The organism is Inhella inkyongensis (assembly GCF_005952805.1).
Taxonomy (GTDB): domain Bacteria; phylum Pseudomonadota; class Gammaproteobacteria; order Burkholderiales; family Burkholderiaceae_C; genus Inhella; species Inhella inkyongensis.
On the sequence record NZ_CP040709.1, the window covers coordinates 25,793 to 46,867 of the forward strand.

Annotated in this window: 23 protein-coding genes; 10 read left to right on the forward strand and 13 right to left on the reverse strand. The window is 67.6% G+C overall.

The genetic code is table 11. From position 1 onward, the window contains the following. Nucleotides 1-5: 5 nt before the first annotated feature. Nucleotides 6-1,415 (reverse strand): DUF1800 domain-containing protein, encoded by a 1,410-nt coding sequence (locus FF090_RS00135; protein ID WP_217503006.1) that lies wholly within the window; start codon nt 1,413-1,415, stop codon nt 6-8. 149 nt (nt 1,416-1,564) lie between these two features. On the opposite strand from FF090_RS00135, the gene FF090_RS00140 reads away from it, so the two are divergent. Further along, a complete protein-coding gene (locus FF090_RS00140) occupies nt 1,565-1,852 on the forward strand; it encodes a hypothetical protein (protein ID WP_138854797.1) in 288 nt (95 codons plus the stop codon). On the opposite strand, the gene FF090_RS00145 is transcribed toward FF090_RS00140, so the two are convergent. Continuing rightward, the gene (locus tag FF090_RS00145) at nt 1,853-2,362 is read right to left on the reverse strand and encodes a DUF1697 domain-containing protein (RefSeq protein ID WP_138854798.1); all 510 of its coding nucleotides are present in this window, start codon (nt 2,360-2,362) and stop codon (nt 1,853-1,855) included. Next, a complete protein-coding gene (locus FF090_RS00150; RefSeq protein ID WP_138854799.1) occupies nt 2,359-4,227 on the reverse strand; it encodes a M3 family oligoendopeptidase in 1,869 nt (622 codons plus the stop codon). The genes FF090_RS00145 and FF090_RS00150 overlap by 4 nt, the downstream gene beginning before the upstream one ends. Before the next feature lie 182 nt (nt 4,228-4,409). Here FF090_RS00150 and FF090_RS00155 point away from each other — a divergent pair, with 182 nt between their 5' ends. After that, a complete protein-coding gene (locus tag FF090_RS00155) occupies nt 4,410-5,237 on the forward strand; it encodes a substrate-binding periplasmic protein (RefSeq protein WP_138854800.1) in 828 nt (275 codons plus the stop codon). Here the strand turns inward: FF090_RS00155 and FF090_RS00160 are convergent. Continuing rightward, entirely contained in the window at nt 5,234-6,250 is a 1,017-nt protein-coding gene (locus FF090_RS00160; protein WP_138854801.1) for a zinc-binding alcohol dehydrogenase family protein, read from the reverse strand. The genes FF090_RS00155 and FF090_RS00160 overlap by 4 nt on opposite strands. Nucleotides 6,251-6,357: 107 nt before the next feature. Between FF090_RS00160 and FF090_RS00165 the strand changes: the two genes are divergently transcribed. The 4 genes from FF090_RS00165 (at nt 6,358) to FF090_RS00180 (ending at nt 10,237) form a co-directional block, all read left to right on the forward strand. Further along, complete coding sequence (locus FF090_RS00165) at nt 6,358-7,245, forward strand: LysR family transcriptional regulator (RefSeq protein ID WP_138854802.1); 888 nt, start codon at nt 6,358-6,360, stop codon at nt 7,243-7,245. Between the two features lie 56 nt (nt 7,246-7,301). Then, a complete protein-coding gene (locus FF090_RS00170) occupies nt 7,302-8,129 on the forward strand; it encodes a substrate-binding periplasmic protein (protein ID WP_138854803.1) in 828 nt (275 codons plus the stop codon). A gap of 81 nt (nt 8,130-8,210) precedes the next feature. Continuing rightward, nucleotides 8,211-9,458: an alkaline phosphatase PhoX gene (locus FF090_RS00175; protein WP_138854804.1), complete on the forward strand. Its 1,248-nt coding sequence runs from the start codon at nt 8,211-8,213 to the stop codon at nt 9,456-9,458. Between the two features lie 56 nt (nt 9,459-9,514). After that, entirely contained in the window at nt 9,515-10,237 is a 723-nt protein-coding gene (locus tag FF090_RS00180) for an SDR family NAD(P)-dependent oxidoreductase (protein WP_138854805.1), read from the forward strand. Between the two features lie 8 nt (nt 10,238-10,245). On the opposite strand, the gene FF090_RS00185 is transcribed toward FF090_RS00180, so the two are convergent. From FF090_RS00185 to FF090_RS00210, 6 genes are read right to left on the reverse strand one after another with little or no spacing between them, the layout of a single operon-like run. Further along, nucleotides 10,246-10,887, reverse strand: coding sequence for a hypothetical protein (locus FF090_RS00185; RefSeq protein ID WP_138854806.1), 642 nt, complete (start codon nt 10,885-10,887; stop codon nt 10,246-10,248). 46 nt (nt 10,888-10,933) lie between these two features. Next, entirely contained in the window at nt 10,934-11,452 is a 519-nt protein-coding gene (locus FF090_RS00190; protein WP_138854807.1) for a GNAT family N-acetyltransferase, read from the reverse strand. After that, nucleotides 11,449-11,844 (reverse strand): nuclear transport factor 2 family protein, encoded by a 396-nt coding sequence (locus FF090_RS00195; protein WP_175423441.1) that lies wholly within the window; start codon nt 11,842-11,844, stop codon nt 11,449-11,451. Before FF090_RS00195 ends, FF090_RS00190 begins: the two co-directional genes overlap by 4 nt. A 15-nt stretch (nt 11,845-11,859) precedes the next feature. Continuing rightward, complete coding sequence (locus FF090_RS00200; RefSeq protein WP_138858237.1) at nt 11,860-12,924, reverse strand: MBL fold metallo-hydrolase; 1,065 nt, start codon at nt 12,922-12,924, stop codon at nt 11,860-11,862. 47 nt (nt 12,925-12,971) lie between these two features. After that, nucleotides 12,972-13,463, reverse strand: a complete 492-nt coding sequence (locus FF090_RS00205) for a nuclear transport factor 2 family protein (RefSeq protein WP_138854809.1) — start codon at nt 13,461-13,463, stop codon at nt 12,972-12,974. A 17-nt stretch (nt 13,464-13,480) separates the two neighbouring features. After that, nucleotides 13,481-14,359: a hypothetical protein gene (locus FF090_RS00210; RefSeq protein WP_138854810.1), complete on the reverse strand. Its 879-nt coding sequence runs from the start codon at nt 14,357-14,359 to the stop codon at nt 13,481-13,483. A gap of 120 nt (nt 14,360-14,479) precedes the next feature. On the opposite strand from FF090_RS00210, the gene FF090_RS00215 reads away from it, so the two are divergent. Both FF090_RS00215 and FF090_RS00220 read left to right on the forward strand, forming a co-directional pair. Beyond that, the gene (locus FF090_RS00215) at nt 14,480-14,809 is read left to right on the forward strand and encodes a hypothetical protein (protein ID WP_138854811.1); all 330 of its coding nucleotides are present in this window, start codon (nt 14,480-14,482) and stop codon (nt 14,807-14,809) included. A 63-nt stretch (nt 14,810-14,872) separates the two neighbouring features. Further along, complete coding sequence (locus FF090_RS00220) at nt 14,873-15,373, forward strand: DUF1579 domain-containing protein (RefSeq protein WP_138854812.1); 501 nt, start codon at nt 14,873-14,875, stop codon at nt 15,371-15,373. On the opposite strand, the gene FF090_RS00225 is transcribed toward FF090_RS00220, so the two are convergent. The 3 genes from FF090_RS00225 to FF090_RS00235 are packed head-to-tail and all read right to left on the reverse strand — an operon-like array spanning nt 15,360 to nt 18,378. Further along, nucleotides 15,360-15,662 carry a YkgJ family cysteine cluster protein gene (locus FF090_RS00225; RefSeq protein WP_138854813.1) on the reverse strand — a complete coding sequence of 101 codons (303 nt, stop codon included), beginning with the start codon at nt 15,660-15,662 and terminating at the stop codon, nt 15,360-15,362. The two genes, FF090_RS00220 and FF090_RS00225, sit on opposite strands and share 14 nt — an antisense overlap. Nucleotides 15,663-15,664: 2 nt before the next feature. Continuing rightward, nucleotides 15,665-17,275: a GGDEF domain-containing protein gene (locus FF090_RS00230; protein ID WP_138854814.1), complete on the reverse strand. Its 1,611-nt coding sequence runs from the start codon at nt 17,273-17,275 to the stop codon at nt 15,665-15,667. Between the two features lie 2 nt (nt 17,276-17,277). After that, complete coding sequence (locus FF090_RS00235; RefSeq protein WP_138858238.1) at nt 17,278-18,378, reverse strand: S-(hydroxymethyl)glutathione dehydrogenase/class III alcohol dehydrogenase; 1,101 nt, start codon at nt 18,376-18,378, stop codon at nt 17,278-17,280. Between the two features lie 254 nt (nt 18,379-18,632). Between FF090_RS00235 and FF090_RS00240 the strand changes: the two genes are divergently transcribed. Then, nucleotides 18,633-19,328, forward strand: coding sequence for a hypothetical protein (locus FF090_RS00240; protein ID WP_138854815.1), 696 nt, complete (start codon nt 18,633-18,635; stop codon nt 19,326-19,328). A gap of 9 nt (nt 19,329-19,337) precedes the next feature. Beyond that, nucleotides 19,338-21,032 carry a hypothetical protein gene (locus FF090_RS00245; protein ID WP_138854816.1) on the forward strand — a complete coding sequence of 565 codons (1,695 nt, stop codon included), beginning with the start codon at nt 19,338-19,340 and terminating at the stop codon, nt 21,030-21,032. The last annotated feature ends 43 nt before the right edge of the window (nt 21,033-21,075 follow it).

Below are 21,075 nucleotides of genomic sequence, written 5' to 3' on the forward strand. Positions count from 1 at the left end.
TGGACTCATCCATTCTGGAAGTCGGGGGAGCCAAGGATGAGCGCGGCCTGCAGACGGGCGGGTTCCTGGCGCAAGGCGGCGCGCGTGGCGGGGCTGATGGCCGGCCCCAGGGTGTCCAGCAAACGCTCACCCGCCTCGGCCCCCAGACCCGCGCGCTGGGCCACGCGGGCGGCCAACTCGGCACGCCGTGCCAGGGCCTCGGGGTCCAGCCAGGCCTCGCGGGTGGGCTTCCAGCCATCGGGCGTGACGCAGCCAAACAGCGGCTGACCCAGCTGGCGCAGGGCGGCCAGGGTGGGTGACCAGTCGCTCGGGGTGATGGAACAGGCGCGCAACATCGAGATCACAAAGCGCTGCGGCGTCTTGAACTGCGCGCCCACAAGCTCCGACGCACAAGCCACTGGGTGGCGCAACAGGGCCGTGACGGTGGCGCGCAGATCGCCATCGCTCTTCAAGAAGGCCTGGGCGGTGGCCTGCACCAAATCAGCATCGGGCGCATCGGCCACGAAGTGCTGCGCCAGCTTGAAGGCGATGCGTTCGGCGGTCTTGGGGTGACGGGCCAGCTGATCCAGCACCCATTCGCCCTGGGCCTCGCCATGGCCCGGCACGGTCTGGCCCAGCCATGTCTTGGGACCCTCGTCATGACGCCGCACATCGAAGCGGAAGCGCGCATCGCCGCGCCGCAGATCAAAGGTCCAGCCGGTGAGCACACGGGCCAGCTCGGTCACATCGCGCTGCGCATAACCACCGTCCACTCCCAGGGTGTGCAGCTCCATCAGCTCGCGGGCGTAGTTCTCGTTCAAGCCCTGCACCCCGTTCCGGCCGCTGAAGCCGGGCCGCGCCGACAGGAAGTTGTCCAGGTAGAACAGCATGGCCGGATGGCGTGCCACCGCCCCGAGCAAATCGCGAAAACGCCCCCACACATGGGGTCGGATGGCCTGCGCTTCGTAATCCGCCACCATCACCCGGCACAGGCCCTTGCCGATGAAGACGTTGAAATGGTTGAACCAGAAATCCACCAGTCGCTCTTCAAGCTGGCGCGGGCTTTCCAGCGCGCGCAGCAGCCGGGCCTGGGTGGCATCCAACAGGGCGCGCTGAACGATCTCGCGCCGCTCGGCATTGTTCTCGCCGGGGTCGCGTTGCTGTGCTGCGCGATAGGCCTGCAGACGCTCGCGCAGGCTGGGTTGCTGCGCGACATGGGCGTCCAGTCTGACCTGCAATTCGACCGGAATGGCCGGCAGGGCAAGCTGCTCCTCCAGCATCGGTTCCCAGCCGCGCACGCGCAACAGATCGCCGGGACGTGGCCCAAAAGCCAGTCGGTTCAGGGCATGCAGCGCCGGCCGTTCATCCAGGCGCATGGCCCGCAGCGGCAGGGCACTCAGCAGGGGCAGGGCGGCAAGCAGGGAGCGTCTTTGCATGGACGCAAGCATCGCGCGTAGAGCTTGCTGCTTGACACCTGCTATGCAAAGAAATGTGGCTTTCGGGACCCCTCAATAAAGTCGCTACATTGCGACCCGCCTCGCAGGGAGCGAGGTGTTCATACGCACAACCCACAGGGAGTCGATACATGCCTCAGAAGAAGTTCACCCCATCTCTTATCCTGGTCGCCGGCCTGCTGTCTTGCATCGGACTGACGGCATGCAGTAGCACCCAAACCACCACCGTGGCCAGCGGCGAGGGGGCGAATGAAGAAAAAGTGATCTGCGATCGCGAAACGCCGACGGGCACCAATCTGCCCAAGACGCGCTGCCGCACCAAGGCACAGATCGATGCGGAGCGCAGGGCTTCGCAAGACCTGGTACAACGGATTCAAGAACGTCAGAGTATTGAGTCCAACAAGAAGATCGGGGACTGATCAGCCCGCCGCACACTGTGCCAGCACAGCCCGCAAGGTGTTGAGATTGCGCGCCGTACCCGCCTCGACGCCCGAAATGCGCAGCATGGATCGCCCGACCCCGCTGGGGTAGTGCACCCAAAGCTCGCGCCCCATCAGCTGCCAAGCCTCGTCCTGCTGCCCGTGCGCCCGCAATGCCTCGACAGGCGGCGCGGACAGCAGGGTCACCAGGACCTGGTTCGGCAGACCTTCGGAAAAGGGATTGGCCGCCAGCAAGGCTTCTAGCTCGGCGGGGCTGCGCATCAGCACCCCCACCGGCTTGCCCGCATAGGCGGCCAGCCGCGCCTCAAGGCGCGCGCCGGCCGCCTCGGCACTCAAGTCGGACTCAAACAGCAGATTGCCGCTGGCGATGTAGGTGCGCGGGTTCTGAAAGCCCAGCTCAAGGGCAAGAGCCTTGAGCTCGGCCATCGGCAGCTTGCCCGTGCCGCCCACATTGACGGCCCGCAAAAAGACGATGTGGGTCGCGCTCACGGGGTGGCGATGAGCTTCTCCATCTCATCCATGATGCTGTCCATCTTCGCCACCAGGGTGCGATAGGGCAGCGGGCTGGCCATGTCCAGGCCCGCACGCTTCAGGGCCACATAGGGCGGCACCGAGGCGCCCAGGCGCAGGGTGTCCAGGAAGACCTTGGCCGCCGCCCCGCTGGGGTCAGCCTGCACGCGCTCGGCAAAGTGCAGGGCGGCGGTGATCGAGGTGGCGTACTGGTAGACGTAGAAGGGCCGGTAGAAGTGCGAGATGAAGGCCCACTCGCTGCAATAGGCCGGATCGATCTTCATCACGCCCTGGTCGTGCCCGTGGTACTGCTTCAGCAGACCGCAATACATCTCGGTGAAGCGCTTGCCACTCAAGGCCTCGCCCTTGGCGGCGGCATCATGGGTCTTGAGCTCGAACTCGCCGAACATGGCCTGGCGGAAGAAGGTGCCGCGCAGGCGCTCCAGCGCGTAGCCCAGCTGGTACAGCTTCTCTTCCTTGGTCTTGGCCTGACGCTGCATGTGCTGGCTCAGCAGCAGTTCATTGGCGGTGGAGGCGATCTCGGCCACGAAGAGGGCATAGCCCGCCGTCTCGAAGGGCTGGGCCTGGTTCACCAGGGCGGTGTGAATGCCATGGCCCCACTCGTGCGCGAAGGTGCTGGCGGACTCGAAGTCGTCCTGATGGTTCAGGAACACATAGGGGGTCTTGCCGTACACCCCCCACTGGTAGGCGCCACCGCTCTTGCCCTCGGCCGGATGGGCGTGCATGGTGCCGGCGGCCAGGGCCTGCTGCAGCAGCTTCTGGTAGTCGGCGCCCAAGGGCTGAGTGGCCTCCAGGGTCAGGCGGGCGGACTCTTCCAGGCTGTACTTCTTGTCCTGCTTGACCAAGGCCGGATAGATGTCGTGATAGGCCAGGTCGGGCAGACCCAGCATCTTCTGGCGCAGCTTGAAGTAGCGGTGCAGGGTGGGCAGGCCGGCATGCACCTCGGCCACCAGGGTGCGGTAGACGGCCTCGGGGATCTCCTCCCCATCCAGGCTGGCGGCCACGGCGCTCTTGTGCTTGCGCAGGCCCGCCATCACGGTGCCGTCCTGCACGGTGTTGGCGAGCGTCGCCCCAAAGCTATTCTCGTACTGACCCAGGGCGCCGAAGAAGTTCTTGAACACCTGCTCGCGCACCGCGCGGTCGGGGTGCTGGCGCAACAGGCCATAGCGGGTGTCGTCCACGCGCTCGTCCTTGCCGTCGATGTGCAGGGTGGGCCAGCGCATGTCCGCGTCCACCAGCAGGGTGCGCACCTGGGCGGTGGCGCCGCGCATCGGGGCCAGGGCGGCAATGGCGGCCTCGGTCTCGGCGCTCAGGGTGTGGGCCTGACGGCGCAGGATGTTGCGCAGGCGCTCCGTGTGGACCTTCAGGGCCGGCTCGGCTTTTACATAAGCCAGCACCTTGGGGGCGCCCAGCTTTTGGATCTCGGGCTCCAGCCAGGCAATGGCCGCGCTGTATTGGCCGCCCAGACTGCCCACCAAATTGCCGCGCTCCTGATAGGTGGCATTGCGGTTGTCGGTGCTTTGCTGCAGATAGGCGTAAACCTGCACCTTCTCCCAGGTCTGGGCGGCCCGGCTCAGGCGCTCCAGGCCGGCGCGCAGGGCGGCCGGGCTCTTGCCCAGGGTGCCCTTCAGGGCCTGCAGTTGCGGCAGCTCGGCCACCAGGGCCTTGCGCGCGGCATCCCAGTCGGCATCGCTGGCAAAGATGGGTTTCAGGTCCCAGACCTTGGGCAGTTCAGCGACCGGGGGGCTGTCCGCATGAGCCTGGGCCGCAAAGACCAAAGACAAGGACAAAACGAGCGCGCGCGGCAAGGGCAGGACTTTCATGGCAACAAGGCAGGGGCAGATGCAAAAGCCGGCGAGTGTCCCCGACCCCAGGCAGCCTGCCAAAAGCGATCCGTCCCAACCCGGGCAAACCCGGATCTGAGCCTGGATGAGGCATCGCCGCACCCCAAAGACGGTGCGCCGAGTGACACTGCAGGACCACCGCCGACCCCACGGAGCCCCCGATGGCCAGTCTGTTTCGCGCTTTGCCCGCGCTGCTTGCCTTGGTTGGCCTGAACCCGGCGGAGGCCCAGGCACCCGAGCCGCGTGCCTTGCGGGTCTGCCTCAACGATGTGCCCCACATTCCCTGGCGCATGGCGGATGAAGCCGGTCGCATCCAACGAGAGGGGCTGGACTTCGTATTTCTGGACCTGCTGGCCCGCCGCAGCGGACTGCAAATCCAGATCGCCCTGTTGCCCTGGAAGCGTTGCCTGGCGGATCTGAAGAGCGGCGAACAAGATGCGGTGCTGAGCATGAGCTACCTGCCCGAGCGCGAGGAGCTGGGGGTCTATCCGATGCGGCTGGGGGTGATCGACGAACGCCTGGCGCTGCGCCACAACCAGTACAGCTGGTATGTGCTGCAAGGCCACAACCTGCGCTGGGACGGCCGCAAGCTCAGCGGACTGAGCCCGGAGGCTTTGGTTGGCGTGCAGTCCGGCTACTCCATCGGCACCGTGGTGCGCGAGCAGGGGCTGAAGGTGGATGAAGGGGCCCGAACGGCCGAATCCAACCTGGAGAAGCTGGTGCGCGGGCGGGTGCAACTGGCGGCACTGCAGGTCAACGAGGCCGACCGGGTCCTGCGCAAGCGCCCGGATCTGGGCGCCCGCATCCAAAAACTCCAGCCCCTGCTGCAGGAGCGCGCCTATTTCACGGTGTTCTCACAGTCCTTCTGGGGCCGCTACCCACGCACCGTGCTCGATCTTTGGCGTGACATCGCCACCCTGCGCGACAGCAAAGCCTATCGAGAGGCCGAAAACCGCGCGCAGGAGCAGATCGAGCGCGAAACGCGTTAGAAGCCCTCCAGCACGATCTTGCCGCGCACCGAGCCGCTTTCCTGCGCTTGGTGCGCGCGGCGCAGGTTCTCGGCCGTGATGCGCCCGAAGTGCTCGCCCTGGGTGCTGCGCAGGGTGCCGGCATCCACCAGAGCGGCGGCCTGGCTCAGCAACTCGCCCTGGCGCGCCATGTCGGCCGTTTGGTAGAGCGAGCGGGTGAACATCAGCTCCCAGTGCAGTGACAGGCTCTTGCGCTTGAGCGCCAGCACGTTCACGGCGGCCGGGTCAAAGTCATCGATCAGCGCCAACTGGCCCTGCGGCGCCAGCAATTCGACCAGCTGCGCATAGTGCTGATCGGTATTCGTCAGGCTGGCCACATGCTGCGGCGCGCTCAATCCCTGGCGCTGCAACGCCTCGGCCAAGGGCTCGCGGTGGTCCAGCACATGGTGGGCGCCCAGTTCGCGCACCCAGGCTTGGGTCTCGGGCCGCGAGGCGGTGGCGATCACCGTCAGCTGCGTCAGCTGGCGCGCCAGTTGAATGAGGATGGAGCCCACACCGCCGGCGCCACCCACCACCAGCAGGCTCTGACCCTGGCCGCCGCCGTGCGGGATACGCAGGCGATCAAACAGCAACTCCCAGGCGGTGATGGTGGTCAGGGGCAAGGCCGCCGCCGCGGCGAAGTCCAGGCTGGCCGGCATGGCGCCCGCCAAGCGTGCGTCCACCAGCTGCAGCTCGGCGTTGCTGCCCGGGCGGTCCAGCGCGCCGGCATACCAAACGCGGTCGCCGGGTTTGAAGCCGGTGACCTGCTCGCCCACGGCGCGCACCACGCCGGCCGCGTCCCAACCCAGCACCTTCCAGGCGCCTGACTCGGGCTGCACACCGCGGCGGATCTTGGTGTCCACCGGGTTCATGGCGATGGCCCGCACCTCGACCAAGAGGTCGTGGCCCTTGGCTTCGGGCGCGGGCAGTTCGATGTCCTGCAGGGCCAGCGGGTTGGTGGCGGGCAGGCTGTGTTGGTAGGCAATGGCTTTCATGGTGCGGGGACTCCGGTTGCGATGGACCGAACTTTGTCTGCTTGTGACCCGGAGAAAAACTAGCGATTCCTTCAATCACTTTCAAATGAATGCGGAAAATCAGGCCCATGAAAGCCCTGCAGGACCTGCAACTCTTCGTCCGCGCCGCGCGCGCGGCCAGCTTTTCCGAGGCCGCACGGGCGCTGGACCTGAGCCCGGCGGCCGTCAGCGCCGCCATCAAGCGCCTGGAGGCCGAGCTGGGCACGCCGCTCTTCCTGCGCTCGACCCGCCAACTGCGCCTGACCCAGGCCGGCGAGCAGTTTCTGCAGGCCTGCGAGCCCGGCCTGGAGCTCATTCACCATGGCCGCGAGGCCCTGGCCCAGGGGCAAATCCAGGGCCGGCTGCACATCGCCTTGCCGTCTGACCTGGGCCGCAACCAGGCGCTGGACTGGCTGCTGGGGTTTCGCCAGCTCCACCCCGGTGTGGAACTGCGCATCCAGGTGGCCGACCGCCTGGCCGGCCTGCTGCGCGAACAGCTGGACCTGGCCCTGCGCTACGGTGCCCCGCCCGAATCCGGTCTGGTGGCCCTGCCCCTGGCGCCGGACAACCGCCGCGTGCTGTGCGCCGCGCCCGCCTACCTGGCGCGGCGCGGCCGGCCGCAACACCCCGACGAACTGCGCGACCACGACTGCCTGTGCTTTGCCATCCAGGACCAGTTGCACCGGCTATGGCGCTTCGAACGCGACGGCCAGACGCTGCAAGTGGAGGTCGGCGGGCCGCTGGCCGTGGACGACGGCGATGCCGTGCGCCGCCTGGCGCTGGCCGGCGCGGGCATTGCCTACAAGTCAGCGCTCGATGTGGCGCCCGATCTGCAGGCCGGCCGCCTGGAGCGACTCTGCCCGGACTGGCTGGGCGAACCCGCACCCCTCACACTGCTGACCCCCGAGCGACGCAGCCTGCGGCCGGCGGTTCGGGCCTTGATCGAGCACCTGCAACGTCACATCGCCACAGCTTGAGACGGGCCGCGCGGGCCTATGCTGCGCTCCTCGATGCCACCAGCTTCGAAGGGACCGTGCACCGCGCCAAGACCTCACTCCTCCCGCTCGCCTCTTGGCCCTGGGCCTGGCTGGTGATGGGCCTGGGCTTGCTGGGAGCACCGGCGGCGCAGGCCTCCCATCTCTTGCGCATCTGCTTCAACGAGACCCCGCATCCGCCCTGGCGCGAGGTGGACGCCCAGGGCCGCGCGCTGCCGCGCGGGCTGGACTATGTGTTCATCGAGCTGCTGCAAAAGCGCATCCCGGAAACCATCCGCCTGCAGCCTCTGCCCTGGCGGCGCTGCCTGGAGGCCATCGAGCGCGGCGAGGTCGACGCGGTGTTCGGCATCAGCTACTTGCCCGAGCGCGCGCAGCGCTGGGTCTATCCACCCCCCGCCGGCTCCCCCGACCCGCATTACGCCGTGCGGCGCTTTCGCTTCAGCTGGTATGTGGCCCAGCCCAGCCCCTGGGTGTGGGACGGCCAGCGCCTGCAAGGCGGCAACGCGCCGGCCCGTGTGGTCGCCCAGCCCGGCTTCTCCATTGCCCAGGTGGCGCGCGAGCTGGGCTACCCAGTGCGCGAGTCGGCCCGCACGGTCGAAGGCAATCTGCACCTGGTGCTCAAGGGCGAGGCCGATGCCGCGGCGCTGCAGACCAACGAGGCCGACCGGGTGCTTGGCCTGGAGCCGCAGCTGCAGCAGGGCATTCGCAAGCTCGAGCCGGCGCTGCAACAGCGCGACTACTTCGTGGTGTTCTCGCAGCGCTTCCACCAGACCCGGCCGCAACGCGCGCTGGCGCTTTGGCAACAAATGCGCGCGGTGCGCGAGTCCGAGCCCTACCGCCAGGCCGAGGCCCGGGCCCTGCCTTGAGCGGCGGGCAGCACCGTCACGTCTCCGACTTCTTCGCTGCCTAGCATCCTCCGCTTCCTCCCCGTCCCTTCAGGAGCCGTGATGAGCGAGATCCGCCCTTCTTCCACCACCCCGCCCTCGCGCAGCGACCGTCGCACGCTCTTGCGTCGCAGCCTGCTCAGCGCCGGCCTGTTCTCTTTGGGAACCCCCGCCGCCTGGGCTGCCCAGTTGCCCGCCGTGCCACCTCAACCGCGCGATGGAGAAGGCCTGCGCCGCATTGCCGTGCAAGGCGGCCTGGGTGAGTTGCTGCCCCCTGATGCCCTGGGCCTGCGCCTACCGGCGGGCTTCAGCGCGCGCCTGATTGCGCGCAGCGGCCAGACCGTGGGCAGCACCGGCTATCGCTGGCACAGCACCCCGGACGGCGGTGCCTGCGTGGCCCTGGCCGATGGCGGCTGGATCTATGTGTCCAACTGCGAGCTGGGCAGCGGCCAGGGTGGCGCCTCGGCCATCGACTTCGACGCCCAGGGCAATATCCGCCGCGCCTACAGCATCTGCAGCGGTACCAGCCGCAATTGCGCCGGCGGCATGACGCCCTGGGGCACTTATCTGAGCTGCGAGGAAGTGGACCGCGGCCGCGTCATCGAATGCGACCCCAAGGGCCAGCTGGCCCCGGTGGCACGCAATGCCATGGGCTGGTTCGACCACGAGGCCGTGGCCTTCGACCCCAGCAGCGGCCATGCCTACATGACGGAGGACAAATCCGACGGCCGGCTCTACCGTTTCCGCCCCACGCGCGCCGGCGACCTGAGCGCCGGCACCTTGGAAGTGGCCCGGCGCGTCGGCCGCGCGGCGCCCTACACGCTGGAATGGCTGACCGTGCCCACCCCCAACCCCAGCAGCAGTGGCACGCGCACGCGCAAGCAGGTCAGCAAGAGTTCCAGCTTCAATGGCGGCGAGGGCATCTGGTGCCACCAAGGCACCGTCTACTTCACCACCAAGGGCGACAACCGGGTGTGGGCCCTGGAGCTGGCCACCCAGCGCCTGCACATCCTGTACGACGACAGCACGCACAGCAATCCGGTGCTGACCGGCGTGGACAACGTGGTGGTCTCGCAGCGCGGCGACGTCTATGTGGCCGAGGACGGCGGCGACATGCAGATCTGCATGATCAGCCCGAATGGCGAGGTGGCGCCCGTGGTCAAGCTGGAGGGCCAGGATGCCTCCGAGATGACCGGCATCGCCTTCAGCCCGGACGGCACGCGGCTCTACTTCAGCTCACAGCGCGGCAGCGCCGGCAGCGGCAGCGATGGCCGCACCTATGAGGTGCGCGGGCCCTTTCTGAGCAGCTGAGCGGCGAGGCCTGGCCCTAGGATGCGACCCCTTTGAGGTCGGCAGAGAGGGCAGCCATGCGCATGGCGTTTGTGACGGGGGGCTCCCAGGGCCTGGGACTGGCCCTGTGCCAGCAATTGCAGGGCGCCGGCTACCGGGTCGTCGAGTTCTCGCGCAGCGCGCCGCACCCGTTCTCGGTCCCTCTGGATCTATGCGACCCCGAGGCGGCCCTCCGGACCGTGCAGCAGGCGCTGCAAACGGTGGACCCCGCGAGCTGCACCGAGCTGCTGCTGATCCATAACGCCGGCAGCTTGGCCCCCATCGGACCGACTTGGCGCCAGCCACCTGCCGCGCTGCTTGCGGCGCTGAACACCAACTTCAGCGCCGCCCTCCTGGTGCTGAGCGAGCTGATGCGCCACTTCCGTGACACGCCCGGGCGCAAACGGCTGGTCAACATCAGCTCCGGCGCGGCGCTGAAGGGCTATGCCGGCTGGACTCTGTACTGCGCCAGCAAGGCGGGCCTGGAGGGCTTCATCCGCGCGCTGGCCGTGGAAGAACAGCATCATCCCCAGCCCTTCACACCGCTGTCCATCGACCCGGGCGTCATCGACACCGGGATGCAGGCGCTGATTCGCGCCACTCCAGCGCGCGATTTCCCCGAGGTCGAGCGCTTCAAGCGGCGCAAGCTGGAGGGCGGCCTGGCCGCACCCGAGGCCGTAGCGGCTGGCATCCTGAGCCTGTTGGCAAGCGAACTGACGCCCGGTGGGCGCTACGAGGCGCCCTTGCTCGAACCGCGTTAATCGCTGAGTCAGCGCCGGGGCAGGCAGGCCAGCAGCATGCACCACTCCAGCGTCGTGAGGCCGGCCTGCGGACTCAGGCTGAGCACCAAGGCCGAGGCCTGGCCTTCGTCCACGGTGAACAGGCGGCCCACCTCTTCCTCGCCCCGCATCAAGGGGCTGTAGCGATGAAAGACCGAGCGCAAGGGCAGCTCGCACACGGGCTCGCCGCCGGGCTCGCGCTCGATCCGCGTTCGCAACAAGCCATGCTGGCCACGCAGCACCACCTGGCCACTGCTGGCCACCCGCAACAGGCTGCGCGCGCTGAACGCCCCGGCGCTCACGCACTCGTAGCGCTGGCCCTCGAGCTCAAAGTGCCGTCGCACGCCCTGCCGCGGCAGGGTCGGTGACTCGATGCGGCACAAAGCCTGGCCCTGCGCAGACTGCAGGTCCAAACTCAGGCCGGAAATGCCTGCGCGCCCCGACCAACGGCCCCAGATCCAAGGGCCGCCCAACAACAGCGGCGCGGCCAGGTGCTGCACCTTCTCGGCGGTCCAGGTCTTGGCAGTGGCTTCGCTGGCACGGGCGTTGCGCAAGGCCCAACGCGACATGAGCGTCACCGCCACGGTCAGGGTGATGAGGGTGCCGTAAACCACCCAATCCGCCTCGCTCATGTCGTCTCCTCTGCGCTGCGCGCGTGAGAGCCTACTTCGCTGCGGTTCAGCGCGCGCCCCCGGTGGGCGTCACTGCCGTCTCGAAGCGGAACCACACGCTCGGTTCGTCGTCGATCACGCGTTCTTGCCGCTCCAGGCCCACCAGCGGCAAGGCGCTCAGGGCCGGTCCCCAGAAGTGCTCCGCATACGCATTGCGGGCCAGGTAATAGATTTCCCAAGCACCGGGCAGGGCTTGCAGCAGCTGCACCAGCGCCTGACGCGCCAGGCCCCGACCGCGAAAGCGGCGTACCAGGAAAAAGTAACCCAGGTTGTAGCGACTGCGAGCGGGCTCCACGCACTCGCCATCCACCACCGCGAAGCCGGCCAGCTCGCCATCGACCCGCAGCAGAAAGGGTTGTGTGCGCGGCTCGGCCCAATAGGGCCCCTTGGGGCGCAGGGTGTAGAGCCCGTGCTCGGCCAGGCGCACGGGGTACCAGGCGCTGAGCTCGTAGTTGAAGAACTGCATCAGGTGCTCGATGCAGGCCCGTTCATCGGCCGTGCGAGCTGGGCAGAGTTCGATCGTCATGGGGTCTTGATGGCCGTGGCCTGCGACCAAACGGCCAGCCACTCGCCATCGCGCAGTTCGTAGGAATCGGTGTGCCAGACGTCGAAGGGGCGCTGCTCGCCACCGGCCAGGGTCAGGGTGGCGCGGTAGCGCAGCAGGGCCATGTCGGCCCCCCGCCGCAACGCCGCCGCGCCGATCTCCCACCCCAGATAGATGAGCTCACCCGACTCGATCAAGCCCAGATAACGCTCGCGCGACAAAGCGCCGCCACCGGGGGTGATCAGCTGGTAGTCAGCCGCATGCAGGCGCATCGCGGTGGCGATGTCGCGCGCGAGCAGGGCCTGAGTGCGACGCTGCTCCAGGGCCAGGAAGCGCGCCAACTCGGCGTCCGCGTGGCTCGTGCTCGAGCTCATGGGGCGGCTCATCGCTCAGCTCTCACCGCCCACCACCGGCGCGCCGGCGGCACGCCAGCGCAGCATGCCGCCGGCCAAATTGGCCACCTGCGGGAAGCCGGCCTGCGTGAGCTGCAGCGCGGCCTGGGCCGAGCGGGCACCGGAGCGGCAAACCGTAACCACCGGGCGCTCGCGCTGCAACTCGTCGACGCGGCGTGTCAGCTGCTCCAGTGGCAGCAGGCGCGCCCCGGCGATATGACCGAGCGGGCCGTCGAATTCATCGGGCTGGCGCACGTCCACGATCTGCGGCGCGGGCTGCACCTCCTCCAAGGCCTGGGGCTGAATTTCCCACAGGCCGGCAAAGGCCCAGGTCAGCGGCGCCCAGTTCGGCTCGGCCGGGGGCAGCAGATCGCCCTCGGGCCGGCCGCAGCGCAAATTGGCGGGCACGGCCTGGTCCATGCGCTTGGGGTGGGGCAGGCCCAGGGCATTCATGTAGCCGCAAAAGTCGGCCGCGCTGCTGGCACCGCCAAAGCGCGGGTTGTAGGCCCGCTCCTCGGCCACGCTGGTCACCGTCAGGCCGCGGTAATCGTGGCCGGGGTAGAGCAGGGTGGTGGGGGGCAGGCTGAGCAACTGCTCATGCACCGAGCGGTAAAGCTGCGCGGCATTGCCCTGCTGGAAGTCGGTGCGGCCACAGCCGCGGATCAGCAGGGCGTCGCCCGTCAACGCCAGGCTCTGATCGTCCAACACCAGGCTGATGCAGCCGGCGGTGTGGCCCGGGGTGGCGCGCACGGCCAGGTAGCGCTGTCCGAAAGGCAGCTGCTCACCGTGTTGCAGCGCCCAGTCCAGGCCCTCGGCGCCCCCGGCCGCCGCCCCGGCGATGCGGCTGCCCAGCCGCTGCTTGAGCAACCAGGCGCCGCTGACATGGTCGGCATGGACGTGCGTGTCGACCGTGGCCAGCAAACGCAGGCCGAGTTCGCGCAGCAGCGCGGCATCGCGCCGCACCTGCTCGAACACCGGGTCAATCAACAGGGCCTCGCCGCCATCGGCCAACAGATAGGTGTAGGTGGACGAGGCGGGGTCGAAGAGTTGGCGAAAGATCAGCATGGCGGCAGCCCCCGTGGGGAGAGGGCCGCCAGCTTAGGGCCTGTTCAGATCGGCTGATGGTCAAAGCTCAACACCCGATAGAGCCGCCAACCCTCGGGGCCCAGCAGCCAGGTGTTGACGAAGCGCGCCTGTCCCTGCGGTGGGCGCTCACCGCCATCGGCTGCGCGCGTGCTGAAGACATGGCGGCCGCTCTGAATCAAGCCGTAGATCCGCCCCTGATCGCGCAGCAGATGGTTCTCCAGACTGCCCGGCACCAGCCGGCGCAAGGCCTTGTCCCCCTGGCCGCTGCACAGGTTTTTGCGCACCGCCTGCTCGAAGGCGGCGCGATCTTGACGGCCGCCCTGGTCATGAAGGAATTCCAGCTCTGGATGCAACAAATCATCCAGCCGCTCCAGCTCGCAGCGATTGAACACGACCTCGAACAACCGGGTGTCCAGGGCCTGCAACTCGGCATCGTTGAAGGTCTGAGCCCGCAGACCCGGCGCGGTCAACCACAAGGCCATCAAGAGGGGCGCAACAGGCAAAGGACGGAACATCGGGGCCTCCTTGGATTTCAGTCGGTTTCCAACAGCTGCGCGGCGCGCTGCACCGTGGCCGCCTTGAAGGCCTCCCAGCCCGCCTTGTCCATGGTGCGGCTGCTGAGGCGGCTGAGCTTGAAATTCTTCCAGTCTGGGTTGTCAGGCAGCGCATGCTCAAAGCGCTCGATCAACCGATCCTTGGCATTGACCCAAAGCGTGCCCTTGACGCCGCCAAAGGCCGGCCCGCCGACCTCAAAGCGGTGCGTGGGCACATCGTCCAAGGCCTCGTCGCGCAGGTAGCGAAAGCGCGCCTGACCTTTGTCCACGAAGCCCCCTTCGAGCACCCCGGCGTTCGGCTTGAAGCGCGTGCGCAGGAAATTGAAATCGGGATCGACGATGCCGACCGTGAAGTCGGCGCGTGGGTTCTTCAGGAGCGGCAGCGTCAGGTTCAGGCCGCTCAGATCAAAGTTGTACAAATGCGCCGGCAGATGACTGGCGCTGACCGGCATCAAGGTGCCGGCCACTTCGGCCACGAGACGCGCCTGACCCGGCTCGGCGCTCAGCGCCATCTGCAACTGCCCCTTGCCTTCGGCGCGCTCCAAGCCGTTGTACGAGCGCATCCAGCTCTCGCTCAGGGTCTGCGGGTCCAGCCGCGTCTGCACCAGGGCCAGATAGCGGCCATCGGCCTCGACCTTCAGCACTTCCACCGCCAAGGGCGCCGGGAAGAAGAGCGACAGCACGGTGCGCTTGCTGCCATCCAGATTCGACTTGACGTAATGCACGACCTGATTGGAGGGCGCGCGGTTGGCTTCACCCAACTCGTATTGATGCAGGGAACTGCCCGGCGCGGCAGCCTGGGCCAGGCCGGCGGCGGCCAGGGCAAGGTTCAAAAGAAGGGCTTGAGCGTGGCGCATGGAGTTCGTGGGTGATCAATACACAAGGCCGCGAAGCCTACGCGGGCCCACACCGCCCGGACACCGAACTGCGACGAAGCGACCGACGCGAGGCATGGGCCGCAGTGTTAGCGTTGGCACATGCGTTCCACCCTGCTGCTCCTTGCCCTGGCCTTGCTCAGCCCCGCTGCCCAGGCCCACGGCGGCAGCGACTGGATGCTGGCCGTCAGCGCCAGCTACAGCGCCGTGCTGGTGGGTGGGGCCTGTGGCGTGTGGGCGGCCTGGCGCCAGGGCGTGAACCTGTGGCGGCTGCTACCCCCCTATGCCCTGGCCTTGGCGGCCTTGGCGGTTTGGATGAATACCCAGGACTGGCCCTTTGCCGCCGGCCTGATCGCCATTGCCTGCGTGTTGCTGGCCGGCGCCTTCTTCACCACGCGCTGGCTGACTCGGTTGCTGCGTCGGCGATCTTAAAAAACCTGACAGGCCTTGTCATGGTTTGAGGCGCAGCATGCGGGCTTTCCAAAGGACGGCCCGATGACGCCCCATGCCCCCAATACGCCCCAACACGATTTCGATTTCTTCTTCGGCCAGTGGCAGGTGCGCCATCGCCGCTTGCGCGAACGCCTGAAGGGCTGCCAGGACTGGGACGAATTTGACGGCCGCTGCAGCGCCCAGCCCCTGCTGGGCGGCCAGGGCAATATCGACGACAACTGGCTGGACCTGCCCGCTGGCGCCTACCGCGCCGTCACCCTGCGCGCCTTCGACCCGAGCAGCGGACTGTGGGCCATCTGGTGGCTGGACGCCCGCCGCCCACATGGCCTGGATGTGCCGGTGCGCGGCGGCTTTGACGCCAATAGGGAGGGCCTGTTCTACGCCGACGACGAACTCGATGACCGCCCGATCCGCGTGCGCTTTCGCTGGCATGACATTCAGGCTGACAGCTGCCGCTGGGAGCAGGCGTTCTCGGTGGACGGTGGAGCCGACAGTGAGGCCCAGTGGGAGGTCAACTGGACCATGGAGTTCACTCGGGTGTGAGCCCCCACGCAGCGCGCGCCTTCAGGCACTGTGCGTCACCGGGCATCACACTGCGGCAGGTGCTGGAGCGCTGTTCGTAGATGCCGCAACCCACCTGCTGACCCACCTCACCCGCCAAGGCCACGCAGCGCACCGGCTTGGCCTCGGTGCCGGCCATGCAGCGATGCAAAGGCCCCACCGGACGGGTAAGGTCCACGGGCACAGTGCCACCCGGCGCGTCATCGGCCTCGGCCCAGTAGAAGGAGACGCGGAACACCGCGCAGCAGGCGCCGCAAGCCTGGCAGTCCATGCTTAAACCACCCGGTTACGGCCACCGCGCTTGGCGGCGTAGAGGCGCTCGTCAGCCAGGGTCAGCAGGGCCTGCGGATTGGCGGGGGCTTCTGCGCGCTCGGCCAGACCGATGGAGACGGTCACCGCAGCCAGCTCCGCGTGCAGCGCCGCCCAGGGCAGCGCGGCCACGGCCTGCCGCAGGGCCTCGCAAGCGCGGCGGGCGGCGGCCGGCTCGGCGTCCACCCACAACAGACAGAACTCCTCGCCCCCCAGGCGGGCGGCAAACATCGAGGCTTGCTGCGCCAGCAGCTGGCCCAGCTGCTGCAGCACGCGGTCGCCCAGGCCGTGGCCCCAGCGGTCGTTGATCTGCTTGAAGTGGTCCACATCCAGCACGGCCAGACTGAGAGCGGAGCGCGGGCGCTGCCACTCCTCGACCAGGCGTTCGTCCAGCCGGCGGCGGTTGGGCAGGCCGGTCAGCGCATCGGTGCGGCTCTCCTCGGCCAGACAGGCCAGCAGGCGGGACTTCTCGCGGTCCGCGGCCAGCAGGCGTTCATTCAGGCTTTGCAGCTCGGCCTTGGCGCGCTCGAGCTCCAGGCTGCGCAGGCGGGCCTGCTGGGCGTCGGACTGCGCGGCCAGCACCTCGGTCTGCAACTGCAGGGTGCGCAGACGGCGTTCGGACTCCTCGTTGAACTGCTGGCGCTCGGCCTCGTGCGCGGCCTCGACATGCTCCAGGGCCTCGCGGTAGCGGCCGGCGGCGCGGTGCAACTGCCCCAGCATCTGGTGCGCACGGCGGCCCTGGATGCGGTCGCCCAGTTGCCGCGCCAGATCCAGCGCGCGCATCAAGGCCCGGTGCGCGGCCTCGGGTTCGCCAGCTTCCTGCAGGACGCCGCCCAGGGCCAGCTGCGCCGACAACTCGCCGGGCCGATGCGCTTGGCGCGCCATCTCGGCGGCACTGGCCTCCCCCACCCGCCGCGCCTCGGCCAGGCGGCCCAGCTGGGCCAGGGGCTCGGGCAGATTGGTGCGCAGCACGGCCGCCAGCTCCTGCAGCCCGGTCTGCTCGGCCAGCGCCAAGGCCTGTTCGTAACGTGCCAAAGCCTGGTCGGGCCGGCCCAGATTCTTCAGATTGATGCCCATATTGTTCAGGGCCGAGAGCGCCAGGCGCGGCAGGCCCTGGGCCATGAAGAGGGCATGGGCCTGCTCATACAGCGCAATGCCGCGCTCGGGCTGGCCGGAGCGCGACAAGGCCACGCCACAGGAAAGCAGGCCCTCGGCCTCGGCGCCGGCGTCGCCACTGGCGCGTGCCGCCTCCAACGCCCGATTGGCCCAGTCCAGGGCCTCGTTCAGCAGGCCCATCTGCGCATGGGCGATGGAAAGCGTGCGCAGCAAGTCGAAGCGCAGGCGCGCGGGCAGCTCGGGGCGCTGCTCGGCCTCGTCTTGAGCCTGCAGCAGCTCGACCAAACCCTCGGCCTCGCCGGAGTACACCCGCGCCAGGCCGCGCACGCGGGCCCGCCGCAAGTCTTCATCGGGCAGGCCGGCAGGCGCCAGCTCCATCAAGGCCTGCAGGGTTTCGCGCGGCTTGGCCATGGCCTGGGCCGCCAGCGCGTCCAGGCGCTGCAGCGGGGTCTCGGCCACGGTCAGAACTCGATAACGGTGCGGATGCTCTCGCCGCGGTGCATCAGATCGAAGGCCTCGTTGATGCGAGAAAGCGGCAGCTTGTGGGTGATCAGCTCGTCGATCTTGAGCTTGCCCTCCATGTACCAGTCCACCAGCTTGGGCACATCGGTGCGCCCGCGCGCACCGCCAAAGGCGCTGCCCTCCCACTTGCGCCCGGTGACGAGTTGGAAGGGCCTGGTGCTGATCTCGGCCCCGGCCGGCGCCACGCCGATGATGATGCTGCGGCCCCAACCCTTGTGCGTGCACTCCAGCGCCTGGCGCATCAGCGTGGTGTTGCCCACGCACTCGAAGCTGTAGTCGGCGCCGCCATCGGTCAGTTGCACGATGTGGTCCACCAGGTTCGGCACGTCCTTGGGGTTGACGAAGTCCGTCATGCCGAAGGCGCGCGCTTGGGCCTCGCGTACCGGGTTGATGTCCACGCCGATGATGCGGCCCGCGCCCACCATCTTGGCGCCCTGGATCACGTTCAAGCCGATGCCCCCGAGGCCAAACACCACCACCGTGGCGCCGGCCTCGACCTTGGCCGTGAACAGCACCGCGCCCACGCCCGTGGTGACGCCGCAGCCGATGTAGCAGACCTTGTCGAAGGGTGCGTCGGGCCGGATCTTGGCCAGCGCGATGCCGGGCACCACGATGTGGTTGGCGAAGGTGGAGGTGCCCATGTAGTGCAGGATGGGCTGACCCTTGAGGGAGAAGCGGCTGGTCCCATCGGGCATCAGGCCACGGCCTTGTGTGGGCCGGATGGCCTGGCACAGATTGGTCTTGCGCGAGAGGCAGAACTTGCACTCGCGGCACTCCGGCGTGTAGAGCGGAATCACATGGTCGCCGGCCTTGAGCCAAGGCACCCGACTTTCCAGCACCACGCCCGCGCCCTCGTGGCCCAGGATGGCCGGGAACAGGCCCTCGGGGTCGGCGCCACTGAGCGTGTAGGCGTCGGTATGACAAACGCCCGTGGCCTTGACCTCGACCAGCACCTCGCCCTCGCGGGGCCCCTCGAGGTCGACCTCTTCAATCGTCAGCGGGGCGCCAGCCTTCCAGGCCACGGCGGCACGGGTCTTGATCATGGGGGGTTCCTTGCGTTGAAGAGCGGCATCCTAGAAGGGCCGGAGGCCCGCACCGAGCAGTACCTGGCGCGGCCAGTAGAAACCCGCAGTCGAGTTTCATTACAGGCCGCGGCATTGGACTTCCCTGCCGTGACTTAAGTCATTGAAGTTCCGTGGATTTCTGCGGCTGATGCAGTTCTTGCTTAGCCCTTGCAGCGCACGGCCCATCAAGAGGACCGTCCCAAAAACTCAACCTGTACTGAGGTGATGGCATGAAACGGTCATTGGTCTTCGGGTGGGGGCTGGCAGCAGCCCTGGGGGGTGCAGCAGTTCAAGCGGCACCGGTGATTTGGGACAACGGCGGCGTCGCCAACTTGTTGCCAGGCGGCAGCAACCTCTCGGGCTACCACCAAGCGGCCAACTTCAGTACCAGCTACCTCAGCAATCTGACGGGCCTGACCTTTTGGAGCCTGGAAGCCGCCAATGCCTACTCAGGCTCCATCTTCTTCAGCATCTGGGGGGACCAGGGCGGTGCGCCGGATACCGGCAACTTGCTGAGTTCCGGAAGCGTGGCACCCACCCGCACCGCCGAGGCGGGCAATGTGTTCGGCCTGGATATCTTCCGCAATGAAATCAGCTTCTCCCTGCTGAATCTGGCCGCCGGCAGCTATTGGCTGGGGCTGCATTTAGGGGATTTGAGCAGCGGCAGCGATGCCATTGATTTCTACTGGAGTTGGGCGGACGCCAACGCCACCAATGGCGGCGCCTCGGATGACCAGGAGCAGTCGCTCTTCCCTTACGACCCCACCTGGGGCACCAATCAGGCTGAGCATGCCTTCCTGATCAATGGTGAACGTGTCGGCACGCCAGTACCCGCGCCGGCCAGCCTGGCCTTGAGTCTGCTGGCGTTGAGCCTGTTGAGCGCCAGCGCACCGCGCCGGCAACTCAAGCCGTCGACCGACTCCTAGGAGACCGCCATGAGAAAGCAACTTGCTGCAGCCTTCATGCTGGGTGCCGGGCTCTTGGGCCAGAGCGCCCATGCCCAGCAGGCCCCAACCCTCGTGCTGCCGATGACCTATTTCGGGACTTCGCAGCCGCTATATCAGCTGGCCATCAGTCAGCCCACCGGATCCATCGATGGCCTGGTCCCAGCGACCGAGATGCTGCAGAAGCACGGCCCTATGCTCACCGACACGGACATGGGCGGTGTGGGCAGCAGCGTTGCGGCGCCCATGCAGAGCCTGACCCAACCAGCGTTCGCGGTACCGGCTCAGAATTTCGAAGGGCCGGGTGTGGGCCTGCCGGGCTTCGTGATGACCGGCGCACCGCCGGACACGACGGTGGCCGTCGGCCCCAACCATGTCATCGCCTGGGTCAACTCGATGTACGCGGTGTATGACAAAGCCGGCAATCTGCTTTCGGTGCCGCTCAACGGCAATCTGCCCTTCACCGGCATGGGCAATCTCTGCGAATCCACCAACCGAGGTGATCCCATCCTGCAGTACGACCGGCGGGCCGACCGCTGGGTGCTGAGTCAATTTGCGTTCAATGTCAGTGGCGGGGCCCCGGCAGCACCCTATCTGCAATGCATCGCGGTCTCGCAGACCAACAACCCTTTGGGGGCCTATCACCGCTACGCCATCAACTTCAGCCCGGTCTCGCCCAGCGGCTTCAACGACTACGGCAAACTTGGCATCTTTGATGACGGCTACTACACCGCCTACAACGTGTTTGGCGGCACACCGGCCGGTGGCAATACAGGCAGCGCGTTGTGCGCCTCGGACCGCACCAAGATGCTCGCGGGCGATCCCTCGGCCGTGACCCTGTGCGCACCGATTGCCTTCTATGGCGGCGGCGCGTCCTTCCTACCAGCCGACGTGGATGGACCGACCGCCCCCACCACCACCGCGCAAGGCAATATCTTCATGCGCTATTCGTTTGGGGGTGTGTCTCTGCGGCTGATGAAGTTCAAACCCGACTTCGCCGCCAATACCGCCACACTGACCAATGGCCTGGGTGGCGCGCATGGCAGCTTCGTCAACCTGCCAGTCGGGCCCACCACCGTGGCCTGCAATGGCGCGGCGGGCGCCTGTGTGGCTCAACCCACCACCACCACCCGACTGGACACCCTGGCAGATCGCCTGATGTACCGCGCGGCCTACCGCAACCGGGGGGGCATCGACAGTCTGATGGTGGTGCAGTCGGTGGACCCGGATGGTCCTGGAGCACGCAGTTCGGCCATGCGCTGGTACGAGATCCGTAACCCGTTCGGCGCCGCACCCACGCTCTTCCAAAACGCCACCTACGACCCCGGTAAGAGTGGCGACCGCTGGATGGGATCCATCGCCATGGACAAGAACGGCAATATGTTGATGGGCTACAGCGTGGCCAACGCGGCCGCCAACCAGTTCCCCTCCATCGCCGTGGCGGGCCGCTTGCGCAGCGATATTCGCAACACGATGCGCGCCGAGCAGGTGGCCTGGGTGGGTACAGGCGCCCAGACCATTCGGGCCAGTGGGACGGCGCTGACACGCTGGGGTGACTACACCACCATGCAAGTCGACCCGGTCGACGACTGCACCTTCTGGTTCATTGGCCAGTACATCCAGACCAACGGGGTGTTCAACTGGCGGACCCGCGTGGTGAGCCACAAATTCCCTGGCTGCAACTGAGACCACCGCATTCCCTGAGGGCCGCTTGCGGCCCTTTTTCTTG

Coding starts and splice junctions, on each gene's coding strand:
- FF090_RS00135 (WP_217503006.1), bottom strand. CDS start 1,415: ATGCAAAGACGCTCCCTGCTTGCCGCCCTGCCCCTGCTGAGTGCCCTG.
- FF090_RS00140 (WP_138854797.1), top strand. CDS start 1,565: ATGCCTCAGAAGAAGTTCACCCCATCTCTTATCCTGGTCGCCGGCCTG.
- FF090_RS00150 (WP_138854799.1), bottom strand. CDS start 4,227: ATGAAAGTCCTGCCCTTGCCGCGCGCGCTCGTTTTGTCCTTGTCTTTG.
- FF090_RS00155 (WP_138854800.1), top strand. CDS start 4,410: ATGGCCAGTCTGTTTCGCGCTTTGCCCGCGCTGCTTGCCTTGGTTGGC.
- FF090_RS00160 (WP_138854801.1), bottom strand. CDS start 6,250: ATGAAAGCCATTGCCTACCAACACAGCCTGCCCGCCACCAACCCGCTG.
- FF090_RS00165 (WP_138854802.1), top strand. CDS start 6,358: ATGAAAGCCCTGCAGGACCTGCAACTCTTCGTCCGCGCCGCGCGCGCG.
- FF090_RS00175 (WP_138854804.1), top strand. CDS start 8,211: ATGAGCGAGATCCGCCCTTCTTCCACCACCCCGCCCTCGCGCAGCGAC.
- FF090_RS00180 (WP_138854805.1), top strand. CDS start 9,515: ATGCGCATGGCGTTTGTGACGGGGGGCTCCCAGGGCCTGGGACTGGCC.
- FF090_RS00185 (WP_138854806.1), bottom strand. CDS start 10,887: ATGAGCGAGGCGGATTGGGTGGTTTACGGCACCCTCATCACCCTGACC.
- FF090_RS00190 (WP_138854807.1), bottom strand. CDS start 11,452: ATGACGATCGAACTCTGCCCAGCTCGCACGGCCGATGAACGGGCCTGC.
- FF090_RS00195 (WP_175423441.1), bottom strand. CDS start 11,844: ATGAGCTCGAGCACGAGCCACGCGGACGCCGAGTTGGCGCGCTTCCTG.
- FF090_RS00205 (WP_138854809.1), bottom strand. CDS start 13,463: ATGTTCCGTCCTTTGCCTGTTGCGCCCCTCTTGATGGCCTTGTGGTTG.
- FF090_RS00210 (WP_138854810.1), bottom strand. CDS start 14,359: ATGCGCCACGCTCAAGCCCTTCTTTTGAACCTTGCCCTGGCCGCCGCC.
- FF090_RS00215 (WP_138854811.1), top strand. CDS start 14,480: ATGCGTTCCACCCTGCTGCTCCTTGCCCTGGCCTTGCTCAGCCCCGCT.
- FF090_RS00220 (WP_138854812.1), top strand. CDS start 14,873: ATGACGCCCCATGCCCCCAATACGCCCCAACACGATTTCGATTTCTTC.
- FF090_RS00225 (WP_138854813.1), bottom strand. CDS start 15,662: ATGGACTGCCAGGCTTGCGGCGCCTGCTGCGCGGTGTTCCGCGTCTCC.
- FF090_RS00240 (WP_138854815.1), top strand. CDS start 18,633: ATGAAACGGTCATTGGTCTTCGGGTGGGGGCTGGCAGCAGCCCTGGGG.
- FF090_RS00245 (WP_138854816.1), top strand. CDS start 19,338: ATGAGAAAGCAACTTGCTGCAGCCTTCATGCTGGGTGCCGGGCTCTTG.